Source organism: Falsirhodobacter halotolerans (assembly GCF_022899245.1).
Lineage (GTDB): Bacteria > Pseudomonadota > Alphaproteobacteria > Rhodobacterales > Rhodobacteraceae > Falsirhodobacter > Falsirhodobacter halotolerans.
The window spans coordinates 2,500,023-2,520,264 of record NZ_JALJAZ010000001.1; the positions used below are offsets into that span (position 1 = coordinate 2,500,023).

Annotated in this window: 19 protein-coding genes and 1 tRNA gene; 5 read left to right on the forward strand and 15 right to left on the reverse strand. The window is 66.3% G+C overall.

Annotated features, from left to right (window positions below):
* Window positions 1-3: 3 nt before the first annotated feature.
* The 4 genes from MU449_RS13040 to MU449_RS13055 are packed head-to-tail and all read right to left on the reverse strand — an operon-like array spanning window position 4 to window position 2,346.
* Window positions 4-870 (reverse strand): polyprenyl synthetase family protein, encoded by an 867-nt coding sequence (locus tag MU449_RS13040; protein WP_244738788.1) that lies wholly within the window; start codon window positions 868-870, stop codon window positions 4-6.
* Complete coding sequence (locus MU449_RS13045; RefSeq protein ID WP_244738790.1) at window positions 867-1,112, reverse strand: exodeoxyribonuclease VII small subunit; 246 nt, start codon at window positions 1,110-1,112, stop codon at window positions 867-869. The genes MU449_RS13040 and MU449_RS13045 overlap by 4 nt, the downstream gene beginning before the upstream one ends.
* A 36-nt stretch (window positions 1,113-1,148) precedes the next feature.
* Window positions 1,149-1,847, reverse strand: a complete 699-nt coding sequence (locus MU449_RS13050) for a response regulator (RefSeq protein ID WP_244738793.1) — start codon at window positions 1,845-1,847, stop codon at window positions 1,149-1,151.
* A gap of 1 nt (window position 1,848) precedes the next feature.
* A complete protein-coding gene (locus tag MU449_RS13055; protein WP_425310527.1) occupies window positions 1,849-2,346 on the reverse strand; it encodes a MarR family winged helix-turn-helix transcriptional regulator in 498 nt (165 codons plus the stop codon).
* A 141-nt stretch (window positions 2,347-2,487) separates the two neighbouring features.
* On the opposite strand from MU449_RS13055, the gene MU449_RS13060 reads away from it, so the two are divergent.
* Window positions 2,488-3,357: a branched-chain amino acid aminotransferase gene (locus MU449_RS13060; RefSeq protein WP_244738795.1), complete on the forward strand. Its 870-nt coding sequence runs from the start codon at window positions 2,488-2,490 to the stop codon at window positions 3,355-3,357.
* Window positions 3,358-3,360: 3 nt separating this feature from the next.
* Here MU449_RS13060 and MU449_RS13065 read toward each other — a convergent pair whose 3' ends face one another.
* The 8 genes from MU449_RS13065 to MU449_RS13100 all read right to left on the reverse strand — a co-directional run bounded on the left by MU449_RS13065 (window position 3,361) and on the right by MU449_RS13100 (window position 13,737).
* Entirely contained in the window at window positions 3,361-3,531 is a 171-nt protein-coding gene (locus MU449_RS13065) for a hypothetical protein (RefSeq protein WP_244738797.1), read from the reverse strand.
* Between the two features lie 37 nt (window positions 3,532-3,568).
* Entirely contained in the window at window positions 3,569-4,228 is a 660-nt protein-coding gene (gene fzlA, locus MU449_RS13070; RefSeq protein ID WP_244738798.1) for an FtsZ-binding protein FzlA, read from the reverse strand.
* 64 nt (window positions 4,229-4,292) lie between these two features.
* Window positions 4,293-5,006, reverse strand: coding sequence for a monofunctional biosynthetic peptidoglycan transglycosylase (gene mtgA, locus MU449_RS13075; RefSeq protein ID WP_244738799.1), 714 nt, complete (start codon window positions 5,004-5,006; stop codon window positions 4,293-4,295).
* Window positions 5,007-5,074: 68 nt separating this feature from the next.
* Entirely contained in the window at window positions 5,075-9,604 is a 4,530-nt protein-coding gene (gltB, locus tag MU449_RS13080; protein WP_244738800.1) for a glutamate synthase large subunit, read from the reverse strand.
* Window positions 9,601-10,362 carry a hypothetical protein gene (locus tag MU449_RS13085; protein WP_244738801.1) on the reverse strand — a complete coding sequence of 254 codons (762 nt, stop codon included), beginning with the start codon at window positions 10,360-10,362 and terminating at the stop codon, window positions 9,601-9,603. Before MU449_RS13085 ends, gltB begins: the two co-directional genes overlap by 4 nt.
* Window positions 10,359-11,795, reverse strand: coding sequence for an NAD(P)-dependent oxidoreductase (locus MU449_RS13090; protein WP_244738802.1), 1,437 nt, complete (start codon window positions 11,793-11,795; stop codon window positions 10,359-10,361). Before MU449_RS13090 ends, MU449_RS13085 begins: the two co-directional genes overlap by 4 nt.
* Window positions 11,796-11,948: 153 nt before the next feature.
* Entirely contained in the window at window positions 11,949-12,749 is an 801-nt protein-coding gene (locus MU449_RS13095) for an undecaprenyl-diphosphate phosphatase (RefSeq protein WP_244738804.1), read from the reverse strand.
* Window positions 12,750-12,756: 7 nt separating this feature from the next.
* Window positions 12,757-13,737 carry a complex I NDUFA9 subunit family protein gene (locus tag MU449_RS13100; protein WP_244738805.1) on the reverse strand — a complete coding sequence of 327 codons (981 nt, stop codon included), beginning with the start codon at window positions 13,735-13,737 and terminating at the stop codon, window positions 12,757-12,759.
* A gap of 144 nt (window positions 13,738-13,881) precedes the next feature.
* Between MU449_RS13100 and MU449_RS13105 the strand changes: the two genes are divergently transcribed.
* Window positions 13,882-13,966, forward strand: a tRNA-Leu gene (locus MU449_RS13105).
* A 118-nt stretch (window positions 13,967-14,084) separates the two neighbouring features.
* Here MU449_RS13105 and MU449_RS13110 read toward each other — a convergent pair.
* Window positions 14,085-15,083, reverse strand: a complete 999-nt coding sequence (locus MU449_RS13110; protein WP_244738807.1) for a siderophore-interacting protein — start codon at window positions 15,081-15,083, stop codon at window positions 14,085-14,087.
* A gap of 202 nt (window positions 15,084-15,285) precedes the next feature.
* Here MU449_RS13110 and MU449_RS13115 point away from each other — a divergent pair, with 202 nt between their 5' ends.
* From MU449_RS13115 to MU449_RS13125, 3 genes are read left to right on the forward strand one after another with little or no spacing between them, the layout of a single operon-like run.
* Window positions 15,286-15,984, forward strand: a complete 699-nt coding sequence (locus tag MU449_RS13115; RefSeq protein WP_425310613.1) for a phosphatidylserine decarboxylase — start codon at window positions 15,286-15,288, stop codon at window positions 15,982-15,984.
* A complete protein-coding gene (locus tag MU449_RS13120; RefSeq protein ID WP_244738809.1) occupies window positions 15,984-16,739 on the forward strand; it encodes a CDP-alcohol phosphatidyltransferase family protein in 756 nt (251 codons plus the stop codon). The genes MU449_RS13115 and MU449_RS13120 overlap by 1 nt, the downstream gene beginning before the upstream one ends.
* A complete protein-coding gene (locus MU449_RS13125; protein ID WP_244738810.1) occupies window positions 16,729-17,352 on the forward strand; it encodes a class I SAM-dependent methyltransferase in 624 nt (207 codons plus the stop codon). Before MU449_RS13120 ends, MU449_RS13125 begins: the two co-directional genes overlap by 11 nt.
* On the opposite strand, the gene MU449_RS13130 is transcribed toward MU449_RS13125, so the two are convergent.
* Both MU449_RS13130 and MU449_RS13135 read right to left on the reverse strand, forming a co-directional pair.
* Complete coding sequence (locus MU449_RS13130; protein ID WP_244738811.1) at window positions 17,353-18,636, reverse strand: NAD(P)/FAD-dependent oxidoreductase; 1,284 nt, start codon at window positions 18,634-18,636, stop codon at window positions 17,353-17,355.
* Between the two features lie 59 nt (window positions 18,637-18,695).
* Complete coding sequence (locus MU449_RS13135; protein ID WP_244738812.1) at window positions 18,696-20,153, reverse strand: phospholipase D-like domain-containing protein; 1,458 nt, start codon at window positions 20,151-20,153, stop codon at window positions 18,696-18,698.
* Window positions 20,154-20,242 lie beyond the last annotated feature (89 nt).

Genomic DNA, 20,242 nt, shown 5'->3' on the forward strand with positions numbered 1-20,242 from the left:
TTTTCACTTCTGGCGCGTGATGACGAAGCGCGCCGCTTCCTTCAGGGTGTCGGCCGCATGGCCGTAAGGGGAAAGCGCCGCCTGCGCGGTGCCCACCAGATCCGCCGCGCGCCTGCGCGCACCGTCCAGACCCAGCAACGACACGAAGGTGGCCTTGTTGGCGCCCTGATCCTTGTTCAACCGCTTGCCCGCCACACCCGCATCGCCCGTGACATCCAAGATGTCGTCGGCAATCTGGAAAGCAAGGCCGAGATCTGCGGCATAAGCGGCCAGCGGGGCGACGTCCGCCCCCGCGATCCGCGCGCCCGCCGTCGCGGCAAAGCCGATCAGGGCGCCGGTCTTGCCCGCCTGCAGTGCGGTGATCTGGTCCAATGTCAGGGGGGCGGCGGCCGTTTCCGCCGCGATGTCCAGCGCCTGACCCAGCACCATTCCCTGCGCGCCCGAGGCGCGGGCCAAGGCCGCCACCAGGTCGATCCGCCGGTCCGCCGTGCCGATCGCGGGATCGGCCAGCCGTTCGAACGCCAGCGTCTGCAAGGCGTCGCCCGCCAGAACGGCCGTCGCCTCGTCCCATTTCACATGCACCGTGGGCTGGCCGCGCCGCAGATCGTCATCGTCCATGCAGGGCATGTCGTCATGGATCAGGCTGTAGGCGTGAAGCGCCTCCACCGCCGCCGCGACGGGCAGGGCGCGCTCCTCGACCCCGTGCAGCCGCGCCGATTCCAGGACCAGAAACGCCCGAAGCCCCTTGCCGCCGCGCAGGGCATAGCGCATGGCGTGTACCACCGGCACATCCGCACGGTCCGACAGGACGGACAGCAGATGCGCTTCGGTCCGGGCGGCGGCATCGGCCAGACGGGCGTCGAAGCTCACAGCCCCTCCGCCGGGGTGGTGCCGGTGGCGCGACCGGCCTCGGCGCGGATCATCTCCACCTTCGCCTCGGCGGCCTTCAGCTTTTCGGCGCAGTGCGCGCGCAACGCGGCCCCGCGTTCATAAAGCGCGATGGACTGTTCCAGCGGCACGTCGCCTTTTTCCAGTGCGCCGACGGTGCGTTCCAGTTCGGCCATCGCCTCCTCGAAGGTCAGGGTGGCAATCTCGGGGGGTGCTGCGGTCATGGGGCCTCCTGTCTTGGCGCCACCATAGCCGCGCCGTCAGTCGGGCGCCAGCATATAGCCCGACCCCCGCACCGTCTGAAGATAGCGCGGCTGGCGGGGGTCGGTTTCGATCTTGCGGCGCAGGCGTGTGATCTGCACATCGACCGCGCGTTCCTGCGTCTCGGCCCCCTCCTCGCCCGCCAGATCGCCGACCAGACGTTCGCGGGTGACGGGTTCGTTGGGGCTGGCGGCGAAAATCCGCATCAACGCCGCCTCGGTGGAGGTGAGGCGGACCGGCTGCTGGCCCCGCCACAACTCCCCCCGGTCCAGATCGTAGCGCACCTCGCCCAGATGCAGCATCTTCGGACCCGCCTCGGGGCGGAGGCTGGGCACACGGCGCAAGACGGCATTGATGCGCAGCAAAAGCTCCTTCGGTTCGAAGGGTTTGGCCAGATAATCGTCGGCCCCCGCCTCCAGCCCGTCGATCCGCGCCTGCGTCTCGCCCCGCGCGGTCAGCAGCAGGATCGGCATCGTCCGGTCCGCCCGCAGCGCCCGCGTCAAGGAGACGCCATCCTCGCCCGGCATCATCACATCCAGGACCAGCATGTCGAATTCCAGCCCGGCCAGAAGCCGCCGCGCCTGCGCCGCGTCGCGGGCGGTGGTGACAAGAAAGCCGTTCCGCACCAGAAATTTCTGCAACAGCCCCCGGATGCGTTCATCGTCATCCACGACCAGAAGATGCGGTGCGTCGGTCATCTCATCCCCTCTCTTTCAATCCCTGATACTGCTTGCGCGGCTCGGGGTCCATCATCGCCTCCAGCACCTGACGGAACCCCTGCACGGCGGCGGGACCGGCGGCGCGATAAGCGGCCCGCATCCGCGCCCGCTGCGCGTCCGACAGCTCCCGCTCCAGCGCGATCCCCTTGGGGGTCAGATGCAGGTTCCGTTCGCGCCGGTCGGTCCGGCCCACGCGGGCCTCCACCAGATCATCCTCCAGCAGCGTCCGCAGGATGCGGTTCAGGCTTTGCTTCGTCACCCCCAGAATCGTCAGCAGGTTCGACACCGTGGTCCCGGGCGAGCGGTGGATGAAATGGATCGCCCGGTGATGCGCGCGGCCGTAGCCGAATTCCTCGAGGATCCGATCGGGATCGGCAGTGAAACCGCGATAGGCGAAGAACATCGCCTCGATCCCCTTGCGCAGCTGTTCATCCGTCAGAAACAGAAGCTGTTCGCCGCCGACCGGTCCGCTTGCCATCGTTCCCTCCCCCATCCGTCATCACGTTTTACGGCAGGGTTGTTGACATTCCAAGAGCGAACCGTTAGCGAAATGCCATGTTTGACGCAATTTTATGTCCAACACATACATTATGACGAAATATCGCTAAGGGGAACGACCATGGTTGGGGCTTACGACGACCGCGACGGCAAGATCTGGATGGATGGCACGCTGGTGGAGTGGCGCGACGCGAAGGTCCACGTCCTGACCCATGCGCTGCACTACGCCTCCTCGGTGTTCGAGGGAGAGCGCTGCTATAACGGCAAGATCTTCAAAAGCCGCGAGCATTCCGAACGCCTGCTGAAATCGGGCGAGCTTCTGGACATGCCGATCCCCTACACGGTCGATCAGATCGAAGAGGCGAAATACGCCATGCTGAAGGCGAACGGCTGGACCGACGCCTATGTCCGCGCGGTGGCCTTCCGTGGTGCGGGGGCGGACATGGGTGTGTCGGCGGCGAAAAACCCCGTGCGTCTGGTCGTGGCCGGCTGGGAATGGGGCGCCTATTACGGCGACGCCAAGATGCAGGGTGCCAAGCTCGGCATCTCCAAATGGAAGCGCCCGTCGCCCGAAACGATCCCCAGCCAGGCCAAGGCCGCCGGTCTTTACATGATCTGCACCATGTCCAAGCACGAGGCGGAGGCGAACGGATTCTCCGACGCGCTGATGATGGACTATCGCGGCTATGTCGCCGAAGCGACGGGCGCGAACGTCTTCTTCGTCAAGGATGGCGAAGTGCACACCCCGCTGGCCGATTGCTTCCTGAACGGTCTGACCCGGCAGACGGTCATCCAGATGCTGAAGGATAAGGGCATCACCGTGCATGAACGCCACATCATGCCCGACGAACTGACCGGATTCCAGGAATGCTGGCTGACGGGCACGGCGGCGGAATGCACCCCCGTCAGCCAGATCGGTGACTATCACTTCCAGGTCGGGCATCTGACGCAGGACGTGACGAAATCCTACGAGGCGCTGGTCCGCGCCTGAGGGTCAGGCTGTATGCCCGCGCTCGATGCGGGCATACTCCACCGCGCGGCGATTGTCGGTGCCGCGCGTCGTGGGGCGGCGGTGAAGCGCGGCGGCATTCTCGCTTTCGCGTTCACGACGGTCGATCTCGAAATAAGCCCGCTGGCGCGGATCGGGCTGCTTGGTCTCATCCATGGCGAATCCTCCTCCGCCACGGATCATAGCACGGACCTCAGAAATCCAGATTGGAATAATGCGGCGCGGGGGCGTGGCCCGGCACCTGATCGGCCAGGATCGACCGGAATGCGGGACGCGACTTGATCTTGGCATACCAGTCCTTGACCACCGCATGTCGGTTCCAGTCCACATCCGACACGTAATCCAACGCCGAGAAATGCGCGGCGGCGGTGAAATCGGCCAAGGTCATCGCATCCCCCGCCAGCCAGCGGCGCTGATCCAGAAGCCAGGCCATGTAATCCAGATGATACTTGATCCGCGATGATCCGGCCTTGATGTTCTTGCTGTCGGGATAGCCCTGCCCGCCGATCTTCACCCGTTCATAGACCAGCTTCGACGTCACTTCATCGTGGAACTTGTCGTCGAACCAAGCGCAGATGCGGCGCACCTCATACCGTCCATCGGCGTCGCGGGGCATCAGCGGCGGGGTCGGCACCGTCTCCTCCAGCCATTCGCAGATCGCCTGGCTTTCGGACAGGATGCGCCCGTCGATCCGCAGGATGGGCACCTTGCCCGCCGGGTTGCGGCGCAGGAATTCCTGGCTCTGTTCCCAATACCGCTCCTCGACCAGTTCGACCTCGACCTTCTTTTCGGCCAGCGTCAGGCGAACCTTGCGGCAGAAGGGAGAAAGGGAGAAGTGGTAGAGGCGATTCATCGAAGACTCACGCATTTGGGCAATCGCCCCTGCATGAACGCCCGCGCGTTGTTATGCAAGGTCGTCACCCTTCAAAACACGCGGCCCGCCCGTCCGCGCGGATCGTCGCCGCCCCGGAATAGGCCGCCTGCGACCGGCCGCGCACGAAGGGCGTCGGATTGACGGGATCGCGCATCTTGGGATTGGGCAGGATGGCGGCCAGGCGCGCGGCCTGCACCGGGGTCAGATCGGCGGCCGAGGTGCGGAAGTAATGCTGCGCCGCCGCTTCCACCCCGAAGACCCCTTCGCTGAATTCGGCCACGTTCAGATACATCTCAAGAATGCGCCGCTTGGACCAGGTCAGTTCGACGACCGGCGTCAGCACCGCCTCCAGCGCCTTGCGCGGCCAGCTGCGCCCCTGCCAGAGATAGACGTTCTTGACCACCTGCTGGCTGATGGTGGACGCCCCCCGGTTGGACCCGGCGGTGACCGCCGATCGGATGGCCGCCATGTCGAACCCCCAATGACGGCAGAAATTGGCATCCTCGGCCGCCACGGCCGATCGGGCCATGACCGGGGCGATGCGGTCCATCGACACCCATTCCCGCTCCACCCCGCCCAGACGCAGGCCCTCGGTGAAGATGTAGGGCGTGGTCGGCGGGGGCACGAACCGGAACAGCAGGATGACGAAGGCCAGCCCCCCCAGCGCCCAGAAGGCCACCCGCCGCGCCCACAGCCGGAAGGGGATGGACCGCCCCTTGGGGGCCGTCCGCGTGCGGGGGGAAGTCTTGCGGGCCATGCCGTCTTTAGCCATGGGGGGCGCCCCCCGGTCAATGAAAAAGACCCACCTTGCGGTGGGTCCTTTCGTCACTCGGCCGGCATGGCCTGCGGTTCGTCCGACAGGGGATGCGGCAGGTGGACCAGCATCTCCTTCGGGCAGGCCTGAAGGAAGTTCGCTCGCTCGCTCTCCCAATGGCGCAGGATGCGGTTGGCTTTCGCGCTGCCGGTTTCCGCCGCGTGGCGTTCGATCAGGCCGCGCAGCTGCGCCTCCCAATGCGGATGGCTCACGGCGCAGGTCACCAGCGTCTCAAGGTTCATCATGTCCTCGGCCACGCCGTCGGGATCGTAGAGATAGGCCATCCCCCCCGTCATCCCCGCACCGAAGTTCGCCCCGATGGAACCGAGGATCACCGCCACACCGCCGGTCATGTATTCGCAGCCGTTGGTGCCACAGCCCTCGATCACCACGGTCGCGCCGGAGTTGCGGACGGCGAACCGTTCCCCCGCACGGCCGGCGGCGAACAGATACCCCTCGGTCGCGCCGTAAAGGACGGTGTTGCCGATGATCGTGTTCGTCTCGGCCACCAGCGGGCTGCCCATCTGCGGACGCACCACGATCGTGCCGCCCGACAGCCCCTTGCCGACATAGTCGTTGGCGTCGCCCTGCACCTCGATCTTCAGGCCGCGCACGGCGAACGCCCCCAGGGATTGCCCCGCATTGCCCGACAGCTTCAGCGACAGATGGTCGGCCTGCAGGGTGTTCCGCATCCCGAACTTCTTGACGATATGGCTGGACGCACGGGTGCCGATGGTGCGCAGCGTGTTCCGCACGGCATAGGAGAGCTGCATCTTCTCCCCCTCCTCGAAGAAGCGCGCCCCGTCCTTGACGATGTCGGCGTCCAGCGTGTCCATCACCGCGTTGCGGGGTTTGGAACGGTCATAGGTGATCCGGCTCGCCCCATCCACGGTGATCAGCAGCGGGTTCAGGTCCAGATCGTCCAAATGCGCCGATCCGCGGCTGACCTGGGACAGAAGATCCGCCCGCCCGATGATCTCGTCCAGCGACCGCGCGCCGATGGAGGCGAGGATCTCCCGCACCTCCTGGGCATAGAAGGTGATCAGGTTCACCACCTTGTCCGCCGTGCCGGTGAACTTCTTGCGCAACGCCTCGTCCTGCGTGCAGACGCCGACGGGGCAGGTGTTGGACTGGCACTGGCGCACCATGATGCAGCCCATCGCAATCAGGGCGGCGGTGCCGATGCCGTATTCCTCGGCCCCCATCATCGCGGCCATCACCACGTCGCGCCCCGTCCGCAGCCCGCCATCGGTGCGCAGCGTGATGCGTTCGCGCAGGTTGTTCATCGACAGGACCTGATGCGCCTCGGTCAGGCCCATTTCCCACGGCAGGCCCGCATATTTGATGCTGGTCCCCGGGGATGCGCCCGTGCCGCCGTTGTGGCCCGAGATCAGGATGATGTCGGCCTTGGCCTTGGCCACGCCCGCCGCGATCGTGCCCACGCCCGAGGACGACACCAGCTTCACCGTCACCTTGGCGCGCGGGTTGATCTGCTTCAGGTCGTAGATCAGCTGCGCCAGATCCTCGATGGAATAGATGTCGTGGTGCGGCGGGGGGGAGATCAGCGTCACCCCTTTGGTCGCATGGCGCAGCCGCGCGATCAGTTCGGTCACCTTCATGCCCGGAAGCTGGCCGCCCTCGCCCGGTTTCGCACCCTGGGCGACCTTGATCTCCAGCTCTTCGCAGGCATTGAGGTATTCCGCCGTCACGCCGAACCGGCCCGAGGCGACCTGCTTGATCTTGGCCGACGGATTGTCGCCGTTGGGTTCGGGCACGAAATGCTCGGGCAGCTCGCCGCCTTCACCGGAATCGGATTTCGCGCCAATGCGGTTCATGGCGACGTTCAGTGTCTTGTGCGCCTCCGGCCCAAGGGCACCCAGCGACATGCCCGGCGTCACGAACCGCTTGCGGATGGAGGTGATGCTCTCCACCTCCTCGATCGGGACGGGCTTGCCCAGGGGCTTGATGTCCAGAAGATCGCGCAGGTGGATCGGCGGGTTGGCCCGCAACGCGGCGGTGTATTGCTTCCAGATGTCGAAGCTGGCCCGGTCGCAGGCGGCTTGCAGCATGTGCATCGTCTGCGCTTCCCAGGCGTGCTTTTCGCCCGACCGGCGCGCCTTGTAAAAGCCGCCGATGGGCAGCACGTCGGGCTGGCCCCGCCAGCCGCGGGCATGGGCCTCCTCCACCTTCTTCTGAAGGCCGTGCAGACCGATGCCGGAGATGCGCGACTGCATTCCGGGGAAATATTCCGCGACCATCGCGCGGCTCAGGCCCACCGCCTCGAAGTTCAGACCACCGCGATAGGAGGAGATGACCGAGATCCCCATCTTCGCCATGATCTTCAGAAGACCCGCGTCGATGGCATCGCGGTACCGGCGCATCGCCTCGGTCAGCTTGCCGTCGATCAGGCCGCGGTCGATCCGGTCGGCAATGCTGTCCTGCGCCAGATAGGGGTTCACCGTCGTGGCGCCGCAACCGATCAGCACGGCGAAGTAATGCGCGTCGATGCATTCCGCCGACCGCACGTTGATCGAACAGAAGGTCCGCAGGCCCTTGCGCGTCAGCCAGGAATGCACCGCGCTGGTGGCGAGGATCATCGGCATGGGCACACGCCCCTCGCCCTGATCCTCATCCGACAGCACGATATGGCCCGCGCCGGAGCGCACGGCATCCTCGGCCTCGGACCGGATGCGGGCCAGCGCCTCGCCCATGTCGGCGCCGCTGGCGAAGGTGCAGTCGATCCGCGCGACCTGATCGCCGAACTGGCGTAGCATCACCTCGAATTCGGCATTGGCGATGAACGGGCTTTCCAGAACCAGAATCTCGGTCTGGCCCGAGTTTTCGTCCAGCACGTTCTTGAGGTTGCCGAACCGGGTCTTCAGGCTCATCACCCGCGCTTCGCGCAAGCTGTCGATGGGCGGGTTCGTCACCTGGCTGAACGCCTGCCGGAAGAAATGCGACAGCGGACGATAGACCGAGGACAGGACGGCGGCGGGCGTGTCATCGCCCATCGACGCGATCATCTCCTTGCCGTCCTCCGCCATGGGGGACAGCACCTGCTCCATCTCCTCCAGCGAATAGCCGGCGGCGATCTGGCGCTGGCGCAGGGCGGCACCGTCGAATTTCGGCTCCTCCGGCACGTCGCGCAGCAGGGTGGACAGGTCCACGACCTTTTCGATCCAGTCGCCGAAGGGGCGCTCGGCGGCCAGTTTGTCCTTCAGCTCGGCATCGTGATAAAGCCGTCCTTCGGCCATATCGACGGCGATCATCTGCCCCGGCCCCAGCGCGCCCTTTTCGCGCACGTTCATCTCGTCGATCGGGACCATGCCCGCCTCCGACCCCGCGATCAGCAGCCCGTCGCCGGTCACGACATAGCGCATGGGGCGCAAGCCGTTGCGGTCCAGCCCGCCGCAGACCCAGCGCCCGTCGGTCATCGCCAGCGCGGCCGGGCCGTCCCACGGCTCCATCACCGCGTTGCAATAGGCATACATGTCGGCCCAGGCCTTCGGCATCTCTCCGGTCTGCTTGGACCAGGCTTCGGGCACCAGCATCGTCTTGGTCATGGGGGCCGTCCGCCCGCCGCGCACCAGCACCTCGAACACCGCGTCCAGCGCGCCCGAATCGGACGTGCCCGACGGGATGATCGGCTTGATGTCCTCCGCCGCCTCGCCGAACGTGCTGGAGGCCATGCGGATTTCATGGCTCCGCATCCAGTTCACGTTGCCCTTCAGCGTGTTGATCTCGCCGTTATGGGCCAGCATGCGGAACGGCTGGGCCAGGGACCATTGCGGGAAGGTGTTGGTGGAATAGCGCTGGTGATAGATGGCAAAGGCGCTTTCGAACCGTTCGTCCATCAGGTCGGGATAGAAGACCGCCACCTGTTCGGCCAGCATCATCCCCTTGTAGATGAGCGAGCGGCAGGACAGCGAACAGATGTAAAGGCTGGTGATGTTGGCGGCCAGCGCCGCCTTCTCGATCCGGCGACGGATGACATAAAGGTCGCGCTCGAACGCCACCTCGTCGATATCCTTGTCGCAACGGATCAGGATCTGCTCGATCTCCGGCCGGGTGGCGTTGGCCTTTTCGCCCAGAACGGCGGTGTCCACCGGAACGTGCCGCCAGCCATAGATGTAGTGCCCCATCCGCAGGACCTCGGTCTCCACGATGGTCCGGCAACGTTCCTGCGCGCCGAAATCGGTCCGGGGCAGGAAGATCTGGCCCACGGCGATGCGCTTGTCGGTGTCGGGCTCGTGCCCCGTGCGGCGGACCTGGTCATAGAAGAACGGGACGGGGATCTGGACATGGATGCCCGCGCCATCGCCTGTCTTGCCGTCGGCATCGACCGCGCCGCGGTGCCAGATGGCCTTCAGCGCGTCGATCCCCGCCTGCACCACGCGGCGCTGCGGCGCGCCGTCCATGGCGACCACAAGGCCGACTCCACAAGAGGATTTCTCATCCTCGAACCGAAAGAGGCCGTTATCGGCCATCCACTGGCGCTTGGCTTCCTCGGCCTTCACCCAGGCGTCATCATATACGGTCATGGCTGGCCTCCTTCCGAGGAACTGGCAAGTGTTGCGGAAACATCGGCGCCGGTCCGGCGCGGATGATCTTCGGCAAAGGCATGGGGGTCGGGCAGGCCCGACATGATCACATCGCAATCAAAGATCGGCTGGCTGGCCTGATATCCCTGATCGCCGGGAAAGGCGAAGGTCACGGGGCGGCCGTCGCTTTTGGCCCATTGGCCCGACCCGTCGCCATATTCGGTCGGGCCGCCGAAGAAGGTGCCCAAGGTCCGGCTGACATATTCCTGCCCGCGCGACTGCCGCGTCACATCCCCGTTCTCATCACGCTCGGTAAAGGCGAACTGCGTCACGGCCAGCGACTGGCCCCCGATCGTCACCGTCTCGCCCGTCAGCCGGTCCTTGCCGGTGACGTGGCGGCGGGTGCCGTCCGCGCGATCCAGCCAGAAATCGAACGTGTCGCGGCCCGTGGCGAACAGAGTGGACAGCGATCCGGGATCGGCCCGTTCGCCCAGGGTCTGCACGGGGCCGCCGTCATGGCTTTCGACCCATTCCGCCTCGGCATTGGTCAGGGTCAGGAAATACGGCCCCTCCTGATCGGCATCGAGCCGCCATTGCGCGCCCTCTTCCATCCCGTCGCAGGCATAGTAGTTCGAGACGCGGCATTCCTTGGATTGCACCGTCATGATCGTGGTGCAGCCTTCGGGCGGGGAAAACGCCCCCGCCTGCGCAAAGGCCCCCGAGGGGAGCAGCGCGACAAGACCCAAGGCCCGGATCATTCCGCCGCCACCGCGGACGGCGCCGACAGGTAATCCATGATCGCATCCGCCGCCTCGCGCCCGTCGCGGATGGCCCAGACGACCAGCGACGCGCCGCGCACGATGTCGCCCGCGGCATAGACGCCGGGCAGGTTGGTCGCATGGCTGCGGAAATCGGCCTTCACCGTGCCCCAGCGGGTGGTGCCCAGATCGGGGGCGTTCCACATCTGGGGAAGGTCTTCCGGCTCGAAGCCCAGGGCGGTGATGACCAGATCGGCGGGCTCGACGTAATCGGCACCCTCGATCACCTCGGGGCTTTGACGGCCCGACGCGTCGGGCGGCCCAAGGCGCATCCTCTGCACGACGACGCCTTCGACATGATCCTCGCCCACCAGACCGAGGGGGGACGTCAACCAGACGAATTCCACGCCCTCCTCCTCGGCGTTCTGGGTTTCGCGTTGGCTTCCCGGCATGTTCGCGCGGTCGCGGCGATACAGACATTTGACCGAGGTCGCGCCCTGACGGATCGCCGTGCGCACACAGTCCATCGCCGTGTCGCCGCCGCCGATCACCACGACGCGCTTTCCCATCGCGTTCAGATGGCCGTTGTCATAGGCCTCGACCTCATCCCCGAAGCTTTTGCGGTTCGACGCGGTCAGATAGGCGAGCGCCGGCACCAGACCGTCGGCCCCAAGGCTGTCTTTCGACAGATCGCGCGCCTTGTAGACGCCGGTGGCGATCAGCACGGCGTCGTGCTGGCCGCGAATCGCATCGAAGCTGATATCCACGCCGACATCGCAGTTCATCACGAACTGCACGCCCGCCTGCTCCAGCAACTCCACCCGCCGCATGACGACGTGCTTTTCCAGCTTGAAGCCGGGGATGCCATAGGTCAGCAGCCCGCCCGCGCGGTCATAGCGATCATAGACCGTGACCTGCACGCCCTGACGCCGCAGCATGTCCGCCGCCGCAAGGCCCCCCGGCCCCGCGCCGATGATGCCCACCGATTCGGTGCGCTCGGCGATCGGGGTGCCGGGCTTCACCCACCCCCGCTCCCACGCGGTGTCGGTGATGTATTTTTCCACCGCGCCGATGGTGACGGTGCCGTGGCCGGATTGCTCGATGACGCAGTTCCCCTCGCACAGGCGGTCCTGCGGGCAGATGCGGCCGCAGATCTCGGGGAAAGTGTTGGTGGCTTGGCTGAGGGCATAGGCCTCCTCCAGCCGGCCCGAGGCGGTCATCCGCAGCCAGTCGGGGATGTTGTTGTGGAGCGGGCAGTGCGATTGGCAATAAGGAACGCCGCATTGGCTGCACCGGCTCGACTGCTCCTCGGCCTTGATCGTCGCGAACTCGCGATAAATCTCGTCAAAGTCCTGACGACGGCTGTCCGCCCCACGTTTTTCGGGCATTTCGCGCGTCGTCTTGACGAACTGAAGCATCCGTTCCTTGGCCATGGCTGGGCATTCCTTGCGATGAGGCGGCACAGACGTCCATATACAAGGCAATTTCGACATAAAAGTCAGCAAAGCTGACCTTAGTGCGATTATTTTGGGCCGACAGGAAACGACCCCAAGGATCGTTGACGCGAATAGGTCAGTATACGATACCTAACCCCACAGCGTCAGGGCGGTCATCGCCAAACATCCGACCCCGATCCGCCACCAACCGAACACCGCATACCCGTGGCGCGAGATGTAGCCGAGCAACCAGCGCACGACGCACAGGCCCGACACGAAGGCCGCGGCGAAGCCGATGGCGATCATCCCCGCCTCACCCGCGTCCAGCACATCGCGGTTCCGCCACAGATCATAGGTGAAGGCCCCCAGCATTGTGGGGATGGAAAGAAAGAACGAAAACTCCGCCGCCGCCCGCTTTCCGACCCCCATCAACAGCGCGCCAACGATGGTCGCACCCGATCGCGACACGCCCGGGATCATCGCCACGCATTGAACGAAGCCGATTCGCAGCGCCACGCTCAGCGGCAGGCGCATCGCATCCTCATGCTTGGGTTCGGGGGCGAACCGATCCACGAACAGCAGGATCACCCCGCCCAGGATCAGCATCAGCGCGATCAGGCGCGGGGTTTCGAACAGCACCGTCTTGATCAGGTCATGCGCCAGAACGCCGATGAAGACCGCCGGCAGAAACGCCACCAGCACCGAAATCAGAAACCGGCGCGCCGCCGGATCATGCGGGGCGGCGCGCACCACATGCGACAGGCGCGCGGCATAGACGGTCATGATCGCCAGCACCGCCCCCAACTGGATCATCACGGCGAAGGTGTTGCCTGCGCTTTCGAACCCGATGAAATGGCCGATCAGCAGCAGATGCCCGGTAGAGGATACCGGAATGAACTCGGTCAGCCCTTCCACGATGCCAAGGAACAGGGCTTCGAGTGCGTTGGTCATGGAAAGGTCACACTTTCGGTAAGGTCTTTATCTCGTGCTGGCGGGCGTATTGCCCGTCGGGGCGATACGGCCACAAATATTCGGGCAGCACGGATTCGAACGCCAGAGGCGCAATCCCCAGTTCGGCAAAGCCTCGCGCATCGGGCGACACCACGTTGTTCTTCGCCAGCAGCTTCAGCTGATCGCGGGTGGCCGCCGGATTGGCGAAAAGACCGCCCGTCACCTTCGACAGCCCGTCGAATCCGCAGGCCATCACACGGGCCACGACCAGCGGCACGTCCACGATCTTGCGGCGGCGCAGGATCACCCCCAGCATGTCCCGCATCAGGGCGCGGAAGGTCCGCACCTCCGGCCCGCCCAGTTCATAGATACCGGCGGCCGCCCCATCGACGCCCGCCACGACCGCGCGCGCCACATCGTCGACATAGACCGGCTGGAATTTCGTATCGCCGTGAATCACCGGCAGGATGGGCGAGGTGCGCGCCATCGCGGCGAATCGGTTGAAGAACCGGTCCTCGGCCCCGAATACGACCGAGGGGCGCAGAATGACCGCCGCCGGAAAGGCCGCCTGCACCTGCCGCTCACCTTCGGCCTTGCTGCGGGCATAGGTGCTGCCCGACGCCGCATCGGCCCCCAAGGCCGAGATGTGAACCAGACGCGCCACGCCCATCTCCGCGGCCAGACGGGCGATGCGGCCCGCCCCTTCGGCCTGCACCGCGTCAAAGCCGTTCTTGCCCGACGGGCTGAGAACGCCGACGCAGTTCACCACCGCCGACGCCCCCACCATCGCGGCCCGGACCGAGGCGTCGTCGCGGATGTTGCAGAACACCGGCTCCACCTGGCCCACCGCGCCATAGGGCTTGAGAAACAGCGCCTCGTTCGGGCGGCGGACCGCGATGCGGATGCGCCAGCCATCCTTGGCCAGACGCCGCGCGGCGTAACGCCCGACAAAGCCGGACCCTCCGAATATCGTGACGAGCTTGGTCATCCTGGGATCCTCCGGGCCGCACCTGATGCCCCACGGATACGCCGCCGCGCCCCCATGGGCAAGCGCCCCGACGTCGTCGCAAAAAAGTTGGAAATCCGCGTTGACACCGCCCGGCGGCAACGGTAGATCACCGCCACGACATCAGCCCAGATGGCGGAATTGGTAGACGCGCACGGTTCAGGTCCGTGTGCCGCAAGGCGTGGAGGTTCGAGTCCTCTTCTGGGCACCAAGTCTTGGCGAAAGCCCCGGCATCGTCCGGGGCTTTGTCATGTTCAGCCCCCCGCATTCCGCCGCTCCGGCATGAAAAAGCCCCGGACGATGCCGGGGCCATACCGCTGCCGAAAGAATCAGTGCGCCGTCCAATAGGCGAGGGCGTGGATCTCCCCCCGCTTCAGCCCCAACGCGACCCCATGCTCGCGCGCGAGCGCCGCCTCGCCCTTCTCGCCCGCGAAGAAGACATAGCGCGGGCCCGCCGGAACCTCGGTCGCGCGGAAGGCCTCGATCAGGGTGGCCCCCTCGTCGCGGAAGGCCCAGCGCAGAACGATCCCCTCGGGGGTGCGCACGGTCTGCACATCCGCGCGGCTGGGGACAAGGATCGTCGCCACGCCCTGCGTTCCGGCGGGCGCGCCCTCGATCATGCGAATGATCACGGGCAGGGCCGTCTCATCCCCGATCAGCCCGATCCACGGCGCTTCGGTCAGGCCGGTGCCGCCCGGTCCGGTCAGCGCGACCTCATCCCCCGGACGCAGGCCGTCGGCCCAGTCGTTCACCGTGCCGCCCGCATGACGGAAGATGTCGAACTCCATCCACGACCCTTCGGGACAAACCTTGCGCACCGTATAGGCCGGGCGATGCCATGCCTCCACCCCGCCGGGCCAGACGGTGCCGCCGGTATCGTCCGTGGTGGGCCACCCCGTGCCCGCAGGCCCCAGCAACAGGCGGAAATGCAGCCCGCCATCCAGAAACCGGGTGTAATCCCCCCCCAGCCGAACGCGGGTAAAGGAGGGCGAGATCTGCATTACCCGCTCCACCCGCCCGATCGCCAGATTGGCGGGATTCGGGCCCGCGCGCATCCGCGCCCAGGTGATGCAATGCTTCAGCCCCGCCTGATCCAGATGCCAGTCCAGCGTGTCGCGCAGATGCAAAAGCTCCACGCTGTCCTTGGACGTGATCTGCACCGTGGTGACGCGATCGACCTCGAACACCTCCAGCGTGCCGTAATACATCGCGACCGACATGCCGCGTGCCGTGGGCGTGACGGGATAATCAAGCTCGGCCGCGCGCGCCTTCAGTCCGGGAAGGAAGTCGCGCATCGGAACGGCAAGCGTGGCGGTCGTGGTCTGCATCGGCGCGTAACCTCGGGCTCTGGGTCGGGTCCGCAGGCAAGGCGATCCCGTCTTTCGCGGACATAGCACCGGCCTGCGCGGACGACAAGAATTTCCCACCTTTTTTATCTGGAAATAGACCGCGACACCGCGCCCGGTGCAAAAGGTTGCGGCCCGCCCCATATCGACGTTATCGATAGATCACCGTTTTTCAGGAGAATGACTGCCCATGCGGATGTCCGATGTCGTGTTGAAGCCGATGCACCCGGAGGGATGGCGTTTCGTCGGCATCTTCGCGGTCGTGACCGTGATCCTGTTCCTGATCTGGGAACCGCTGGGCTGGCTGGGCGTGATCCTGACCATCTGGTGCTATTACTTCTTCCGCGATCCGATCCGGCAGGTGCCGGTGGGCGACGGGTTGGTGATCAGCCCCGCCGACGGCATGATCTCGCAGATCGGGCTGGCGCCGCCCCCGCCGGAACTGGGAATGGATCCGGCGCCGCGCATGCGCATCTCCATCTTCATGTCGGTGTTCAACGTCCATGTGAACCGTTCGCCCGTAACCGGCAGCCTGACGAAGATGGCCTATACCAAGGGCAAATTCGTCAACGCCTCGCTGGACAAGGCGTCCGAGCATAACGAGCGCAACGCCCTTTTGCTGCACACGCCCACCGGGCACGACATCGCCTGCGTGCAGATCGCGGGGCTGGTCGCCCGGCGCATCCTGCCCTTCGTGGCCGAAGGGGCCGCGCTGCAGGCAGGCGAGCGCTTCGGCCTGATCCGATTCGGCTCGCGCCTTGACGTCTATCTTCCGCCGGGGGTGGAGCCGCTGGTGGCCGAAGGCCAGACGATGATCGCGGGCGAAACCGTTCTGGCACAGCTGGACGGTCTGGCCCCCCTGCGCCCCGCCCGAGCCGACTGATGGCCGCCCCCCGCGCCCCCCGCCTGTCGCTGTCGCGGCTGGTCCCGAACCTGCTGACGCTGGCGGCGATCTGCGCGGGCCTCACCTCCATCCGCTTCGCGATCGAGGGGCGGGTCGATCAGGCCATCGGCCTGATCATCCTGGCCGCCGTGCTGGACGGGATGGACGGGCGGCTGGCGCGGATCTTGAAAAGCGAAAGCGCCATCGGCGCCGAGCTGGACTCGCTGGCCGATTTCCTGAACTTCGGCGTGGCGACGGGCCTTCTGGTCTTCTTCACATTGCTGAGCGCGGAAACCGGCCTCGGCTGGATCGCGGTGCTGATCTATGTGATCTGCTGCGTCATGCGGCTGGCGCGGTTCAACGTGGGATCGAAAACCCCCGATCCCGACGCCATTCCCGGCTATTTCACCGGCGTCCCCTCGCCCGCCGGGGCGTTGCTGGCGCTGATGCCCATCGCGGTCGATCGGGCGTTCCCCGGAATGACCCCGACATCGGGCGTGATCGTCGCCTTCTGGCTGATCTTCGTGGGCTGGCTTCTGATCAGCCACATTCCCACACCGTCGCTGAAACTGGTGCGCCTGCGCCGGGACCGGATGCATTACATCTTCGTCGGCATGATCGCGGCGGGCGCGATCCTGTTCACCTGGCCCTGGCATGCGCTGGTGGCCCTGAATCTTCTTTACCTGGGCGTGGTGCTGTGGTCGTTCAGCCGCCGCCAGCGCCGCGGCCCCAAACGGAGACCGGATGAAACCTGACGCCATTGCCAGTTCCTATCGCCGCTGGGCACCCGTCTATGACGTGACCTTCGGACGGGTGACCCATGCGGGCCGCAGACGGGCCGCCGAATACGTCTCCTCCCGCAAGGGCCGCGCGCTGGAGGTGGGGGTCGGCACCGGTCTTGTCCTGCCGCTCTATGCCCCGCACACCGACATCACCGGCATCGACTATTCGCCCGAAATGTTGGACAAGGCCCGCCGCAAGGTGGAGGAGATGGACCTGTCCCATGTCCGCGACCTGCGGCAGATGGATGCCCGCGCCCTCGATTTTCCCGATGCCAGCTTCGACACGGTGATGGCGGCCCACGTCCTGTCCGTCGTGCCCGAGCCGGAGCGTGTAGTGGCCGAAATGGCCCGCGTCTGCCGCCCCGGCGGGCGCATCGTCATCGTCAACCACTTTTCGGCCACCAAAGGCCCGATGCGGAAACTGGAGCGGATCATCGCCCCGCTGGAGGATCAGTTGGGGTGGCAATCCGATTTCCCCATATCGCGCGTGCTGGGCGATCCGCATCTGCGCGAGGTGGAGCGGGACCGCCTGCCCCCCTTCGGCATGATGACCTGGCTGGTGCTGGAGCGACTGCACGCCTCCTGATCAGGGCATGTCGGGGCGGGAGGCGTCGGCCCGCTCTGGCGCGCGTTCGTCGATGATCCGCGCCCCCGACTGCCGGGTCAGATATCGCCAGACCCATTGGATGCTGACCAGGATCCGCTTTTCGAAATTCACCAGCAACCAGACGTGGACCAGCGCCCACAGGACCCAGGCGAACCAGCCGCGCATCTGCCACCGCCCGAAATCGAACACCGCGTCGTTCCGGCCGATCACGGCGGTGTTGCCGCGGTTGTGGAACGTGAAATCGGGCAGGGCCGGGCCCCCGGTCATTTCGCGCCGCAAGTGCTTTCCCAGCCAGTCGCCCTGCTGCTTGGCCACCTGCGCCAAGGCGGGCAAGGGCGCCCCCGACGCATCCTCCAGATGCGCGACATCGCCCAGCGCGTGGACATTCTCCAGCCCGATGACCCGCAGACGGCCATCGACCGCGATCTTGCCCCCCTTGCCCGCCGGCACGCCCAGCCAGTCGGCGGCGGGCGAGGCGCGGACCCCCGCCCCCCAGACGACAACCCCGGCGGGCACGAACTCCTCGTCGATCAGGACGCCATCGGGCCGCACATCCTTGACCGACCGCCCGGTCCACACATGCACGCCCCGCGCCGTCAACGCCTTCAGCGTGTAATCCGACAGTCGCTCGGGAAAGGCCGACAGCACCCGGTCCCCCGCCTCCACCAGAACGACATGGAAGCCCTCCGGCCCCAGATCGCGAAAGTCCCGCGCCAGCACGTCGCGGCCCAGTTCGGCGATGGCCCCCGCCATCTCCACCCCCGTGGGACCGCCGCCGATCACCACGGCGGTCAAGAGCCCGCGCCGCGCCTCGGCATCCTTGGCCAGTTCCGCCCGCTCCAGCGCCAAAAGCAGCCGCTGGCGGATCACCCGCGCCTCGGACAGGGATTTCAGGCCGGGCGCATGGGTGCGCCAATGGTCGTTTCCGAAATAGTTGTACACCGATCCCGTGGCCACGATCAGCGTGTCATAGGGCACCGCATCCCCGCTTTCGGTCGTCACCACCTGCGCGGCGGTGTCGACCCCGGCCACGGCGGCCAGCATGACGCGGATGTTGCGAAACCGCCCCAGCGTCTTGCGGATCGGTTCGGCGATGTCGGCGGGCGACAGGGCGGCGGTCGCCACCTGATACAGAAGCGGCTGGAACAGGTTGTGGTTGCGCTGGTCGATCACCGTGACCTGCGCCTCCGCATCCCCAAGACCGGCCGCCACCGCCAGCCCCCCGAATCCGCCGCCCAATATCACGATCCGTTTCTGCGTCATGCGCGCGCCCCCTGTTCCGGGGGGCAACGCCTGCGGGCACGCCCCGTTCCCCGCCGCGTTCAGTCCCCGGCGGGAGAGCGCAGGCGACCCCGGAACAGTCCCCGTTTGCCGGGCGCCTCGAACATCTCCTCGGGGCCGTCAGGGTCCAGTATCTCGTTGTCGGCCAGCCATTCCTCCACCGCGTTCAGGTCGGGCACCTCATAGGGGACGAGCGACCGCCCCGGCCCCCGCAGCGCCTCGATCGCGGCGATGACCGATCCGTGCCGCGCGATTTCCGCCGTCACCCGGGCCGCATCGCATCCCAGATGTTCGGCCAGAAGATCATCGCGCAGCGCCATCAGCGCCCGCCTCATGTCGCCGCTGGCATCCTGCGCGGCGTCCAGCGCCACGTCGCATTCCGAATCCAGCCGCATGGAGCGGTTGTTGAAATTCGACGACCCGATCCGCAGAAACCGATCATCCACGATCATCAGCTTGGCATGGACATAGATCGGCTTTTCCGCCGCCGTCACGGGGTGATAGACGGCCAGCCGCCCATGGGGATCATGCTGGCGCAACGACTGGATCAGCCGCGCGCGCGCCGTGTCCATCGCCAAAGGCTCCAGCCAGCCGTCGGCGGTGTGGGGATTCAGGATCACCACCTCCGGCCCGTCCGGCTCCTCCAGCCGCCTCGACAGGGCCACCGCGATCCGGCGCGAGGCGAAATACTGGCTTTCGGCATAGATCACCCGCTTGGCCTGCGCGATCAGGTCAAGATAAAGCGCCTCGATTTCGCGCACGGGGGTCTGGTCGGTCATTTCGGGGCGGCTGCGGCTGACGGCGACACGCGCATGGCGGGCCAGCGGGCGCACCCTGTCCGGCCAGTCCAGCGCGGGCGTGGTCGCGGCTTCCAAGGTTTCGCCCGTGGCGCGTTGCCAGCGGCGGCGGCCCACCTCGGCCAGGGCCTTGGCGGCGGGACCGTCCACCAGCGCCGCGCAATCGTGCCAAGGTTCCAGCTTGCGCCCCGAGGGTGAGACGCGGCCCGGTTCGTCATCCGCATGGGCGCGGGTGTCCCAGCGTTTCACGGTCATGTCGATCCCGCCGCAAAAGGCCAGCGAATCGTCCACGATCAGCAGTTTCTGGTGATGGGATCCGGCGGGCGGATGCATCCCGTCCATCCGTGCGGTGATGCGCTTGTGCATCTTCCACCGCGCCAGATACCAGGCGTTGGTGCCGCGGAACCAGTTCTTCATCATGCCCGAATTCCACTGCAGCAGGCGGATTTCCAGCCCGGGCGTCCGATCCACCAGCCACAGGACGAAATCGCCCAGACGGTCGGGGCCGTCATCCGAATGTCCCGGCGAATCGAACCGGATGCGGGCGTCGAAATCCCAGCCGACCATCATGATCGAATGGCGCGCGCGCATCATCGCGTCGCGGGCGGCGTGAAAGTAATCCTCGGCATCGATGATGACGGCGACGTTGTCGGCCTCTTCGACCCGCCATGCGTTGCGTCCGGGGGTCAGGATCTCGTTCATGGGTCGGGGTTGCCTTTGCTGGATACCCCGCACAACATGGGTCGGGCGTGGGCGCTCGTCAAATCTCGGCATAATCGCCCATGACGGAG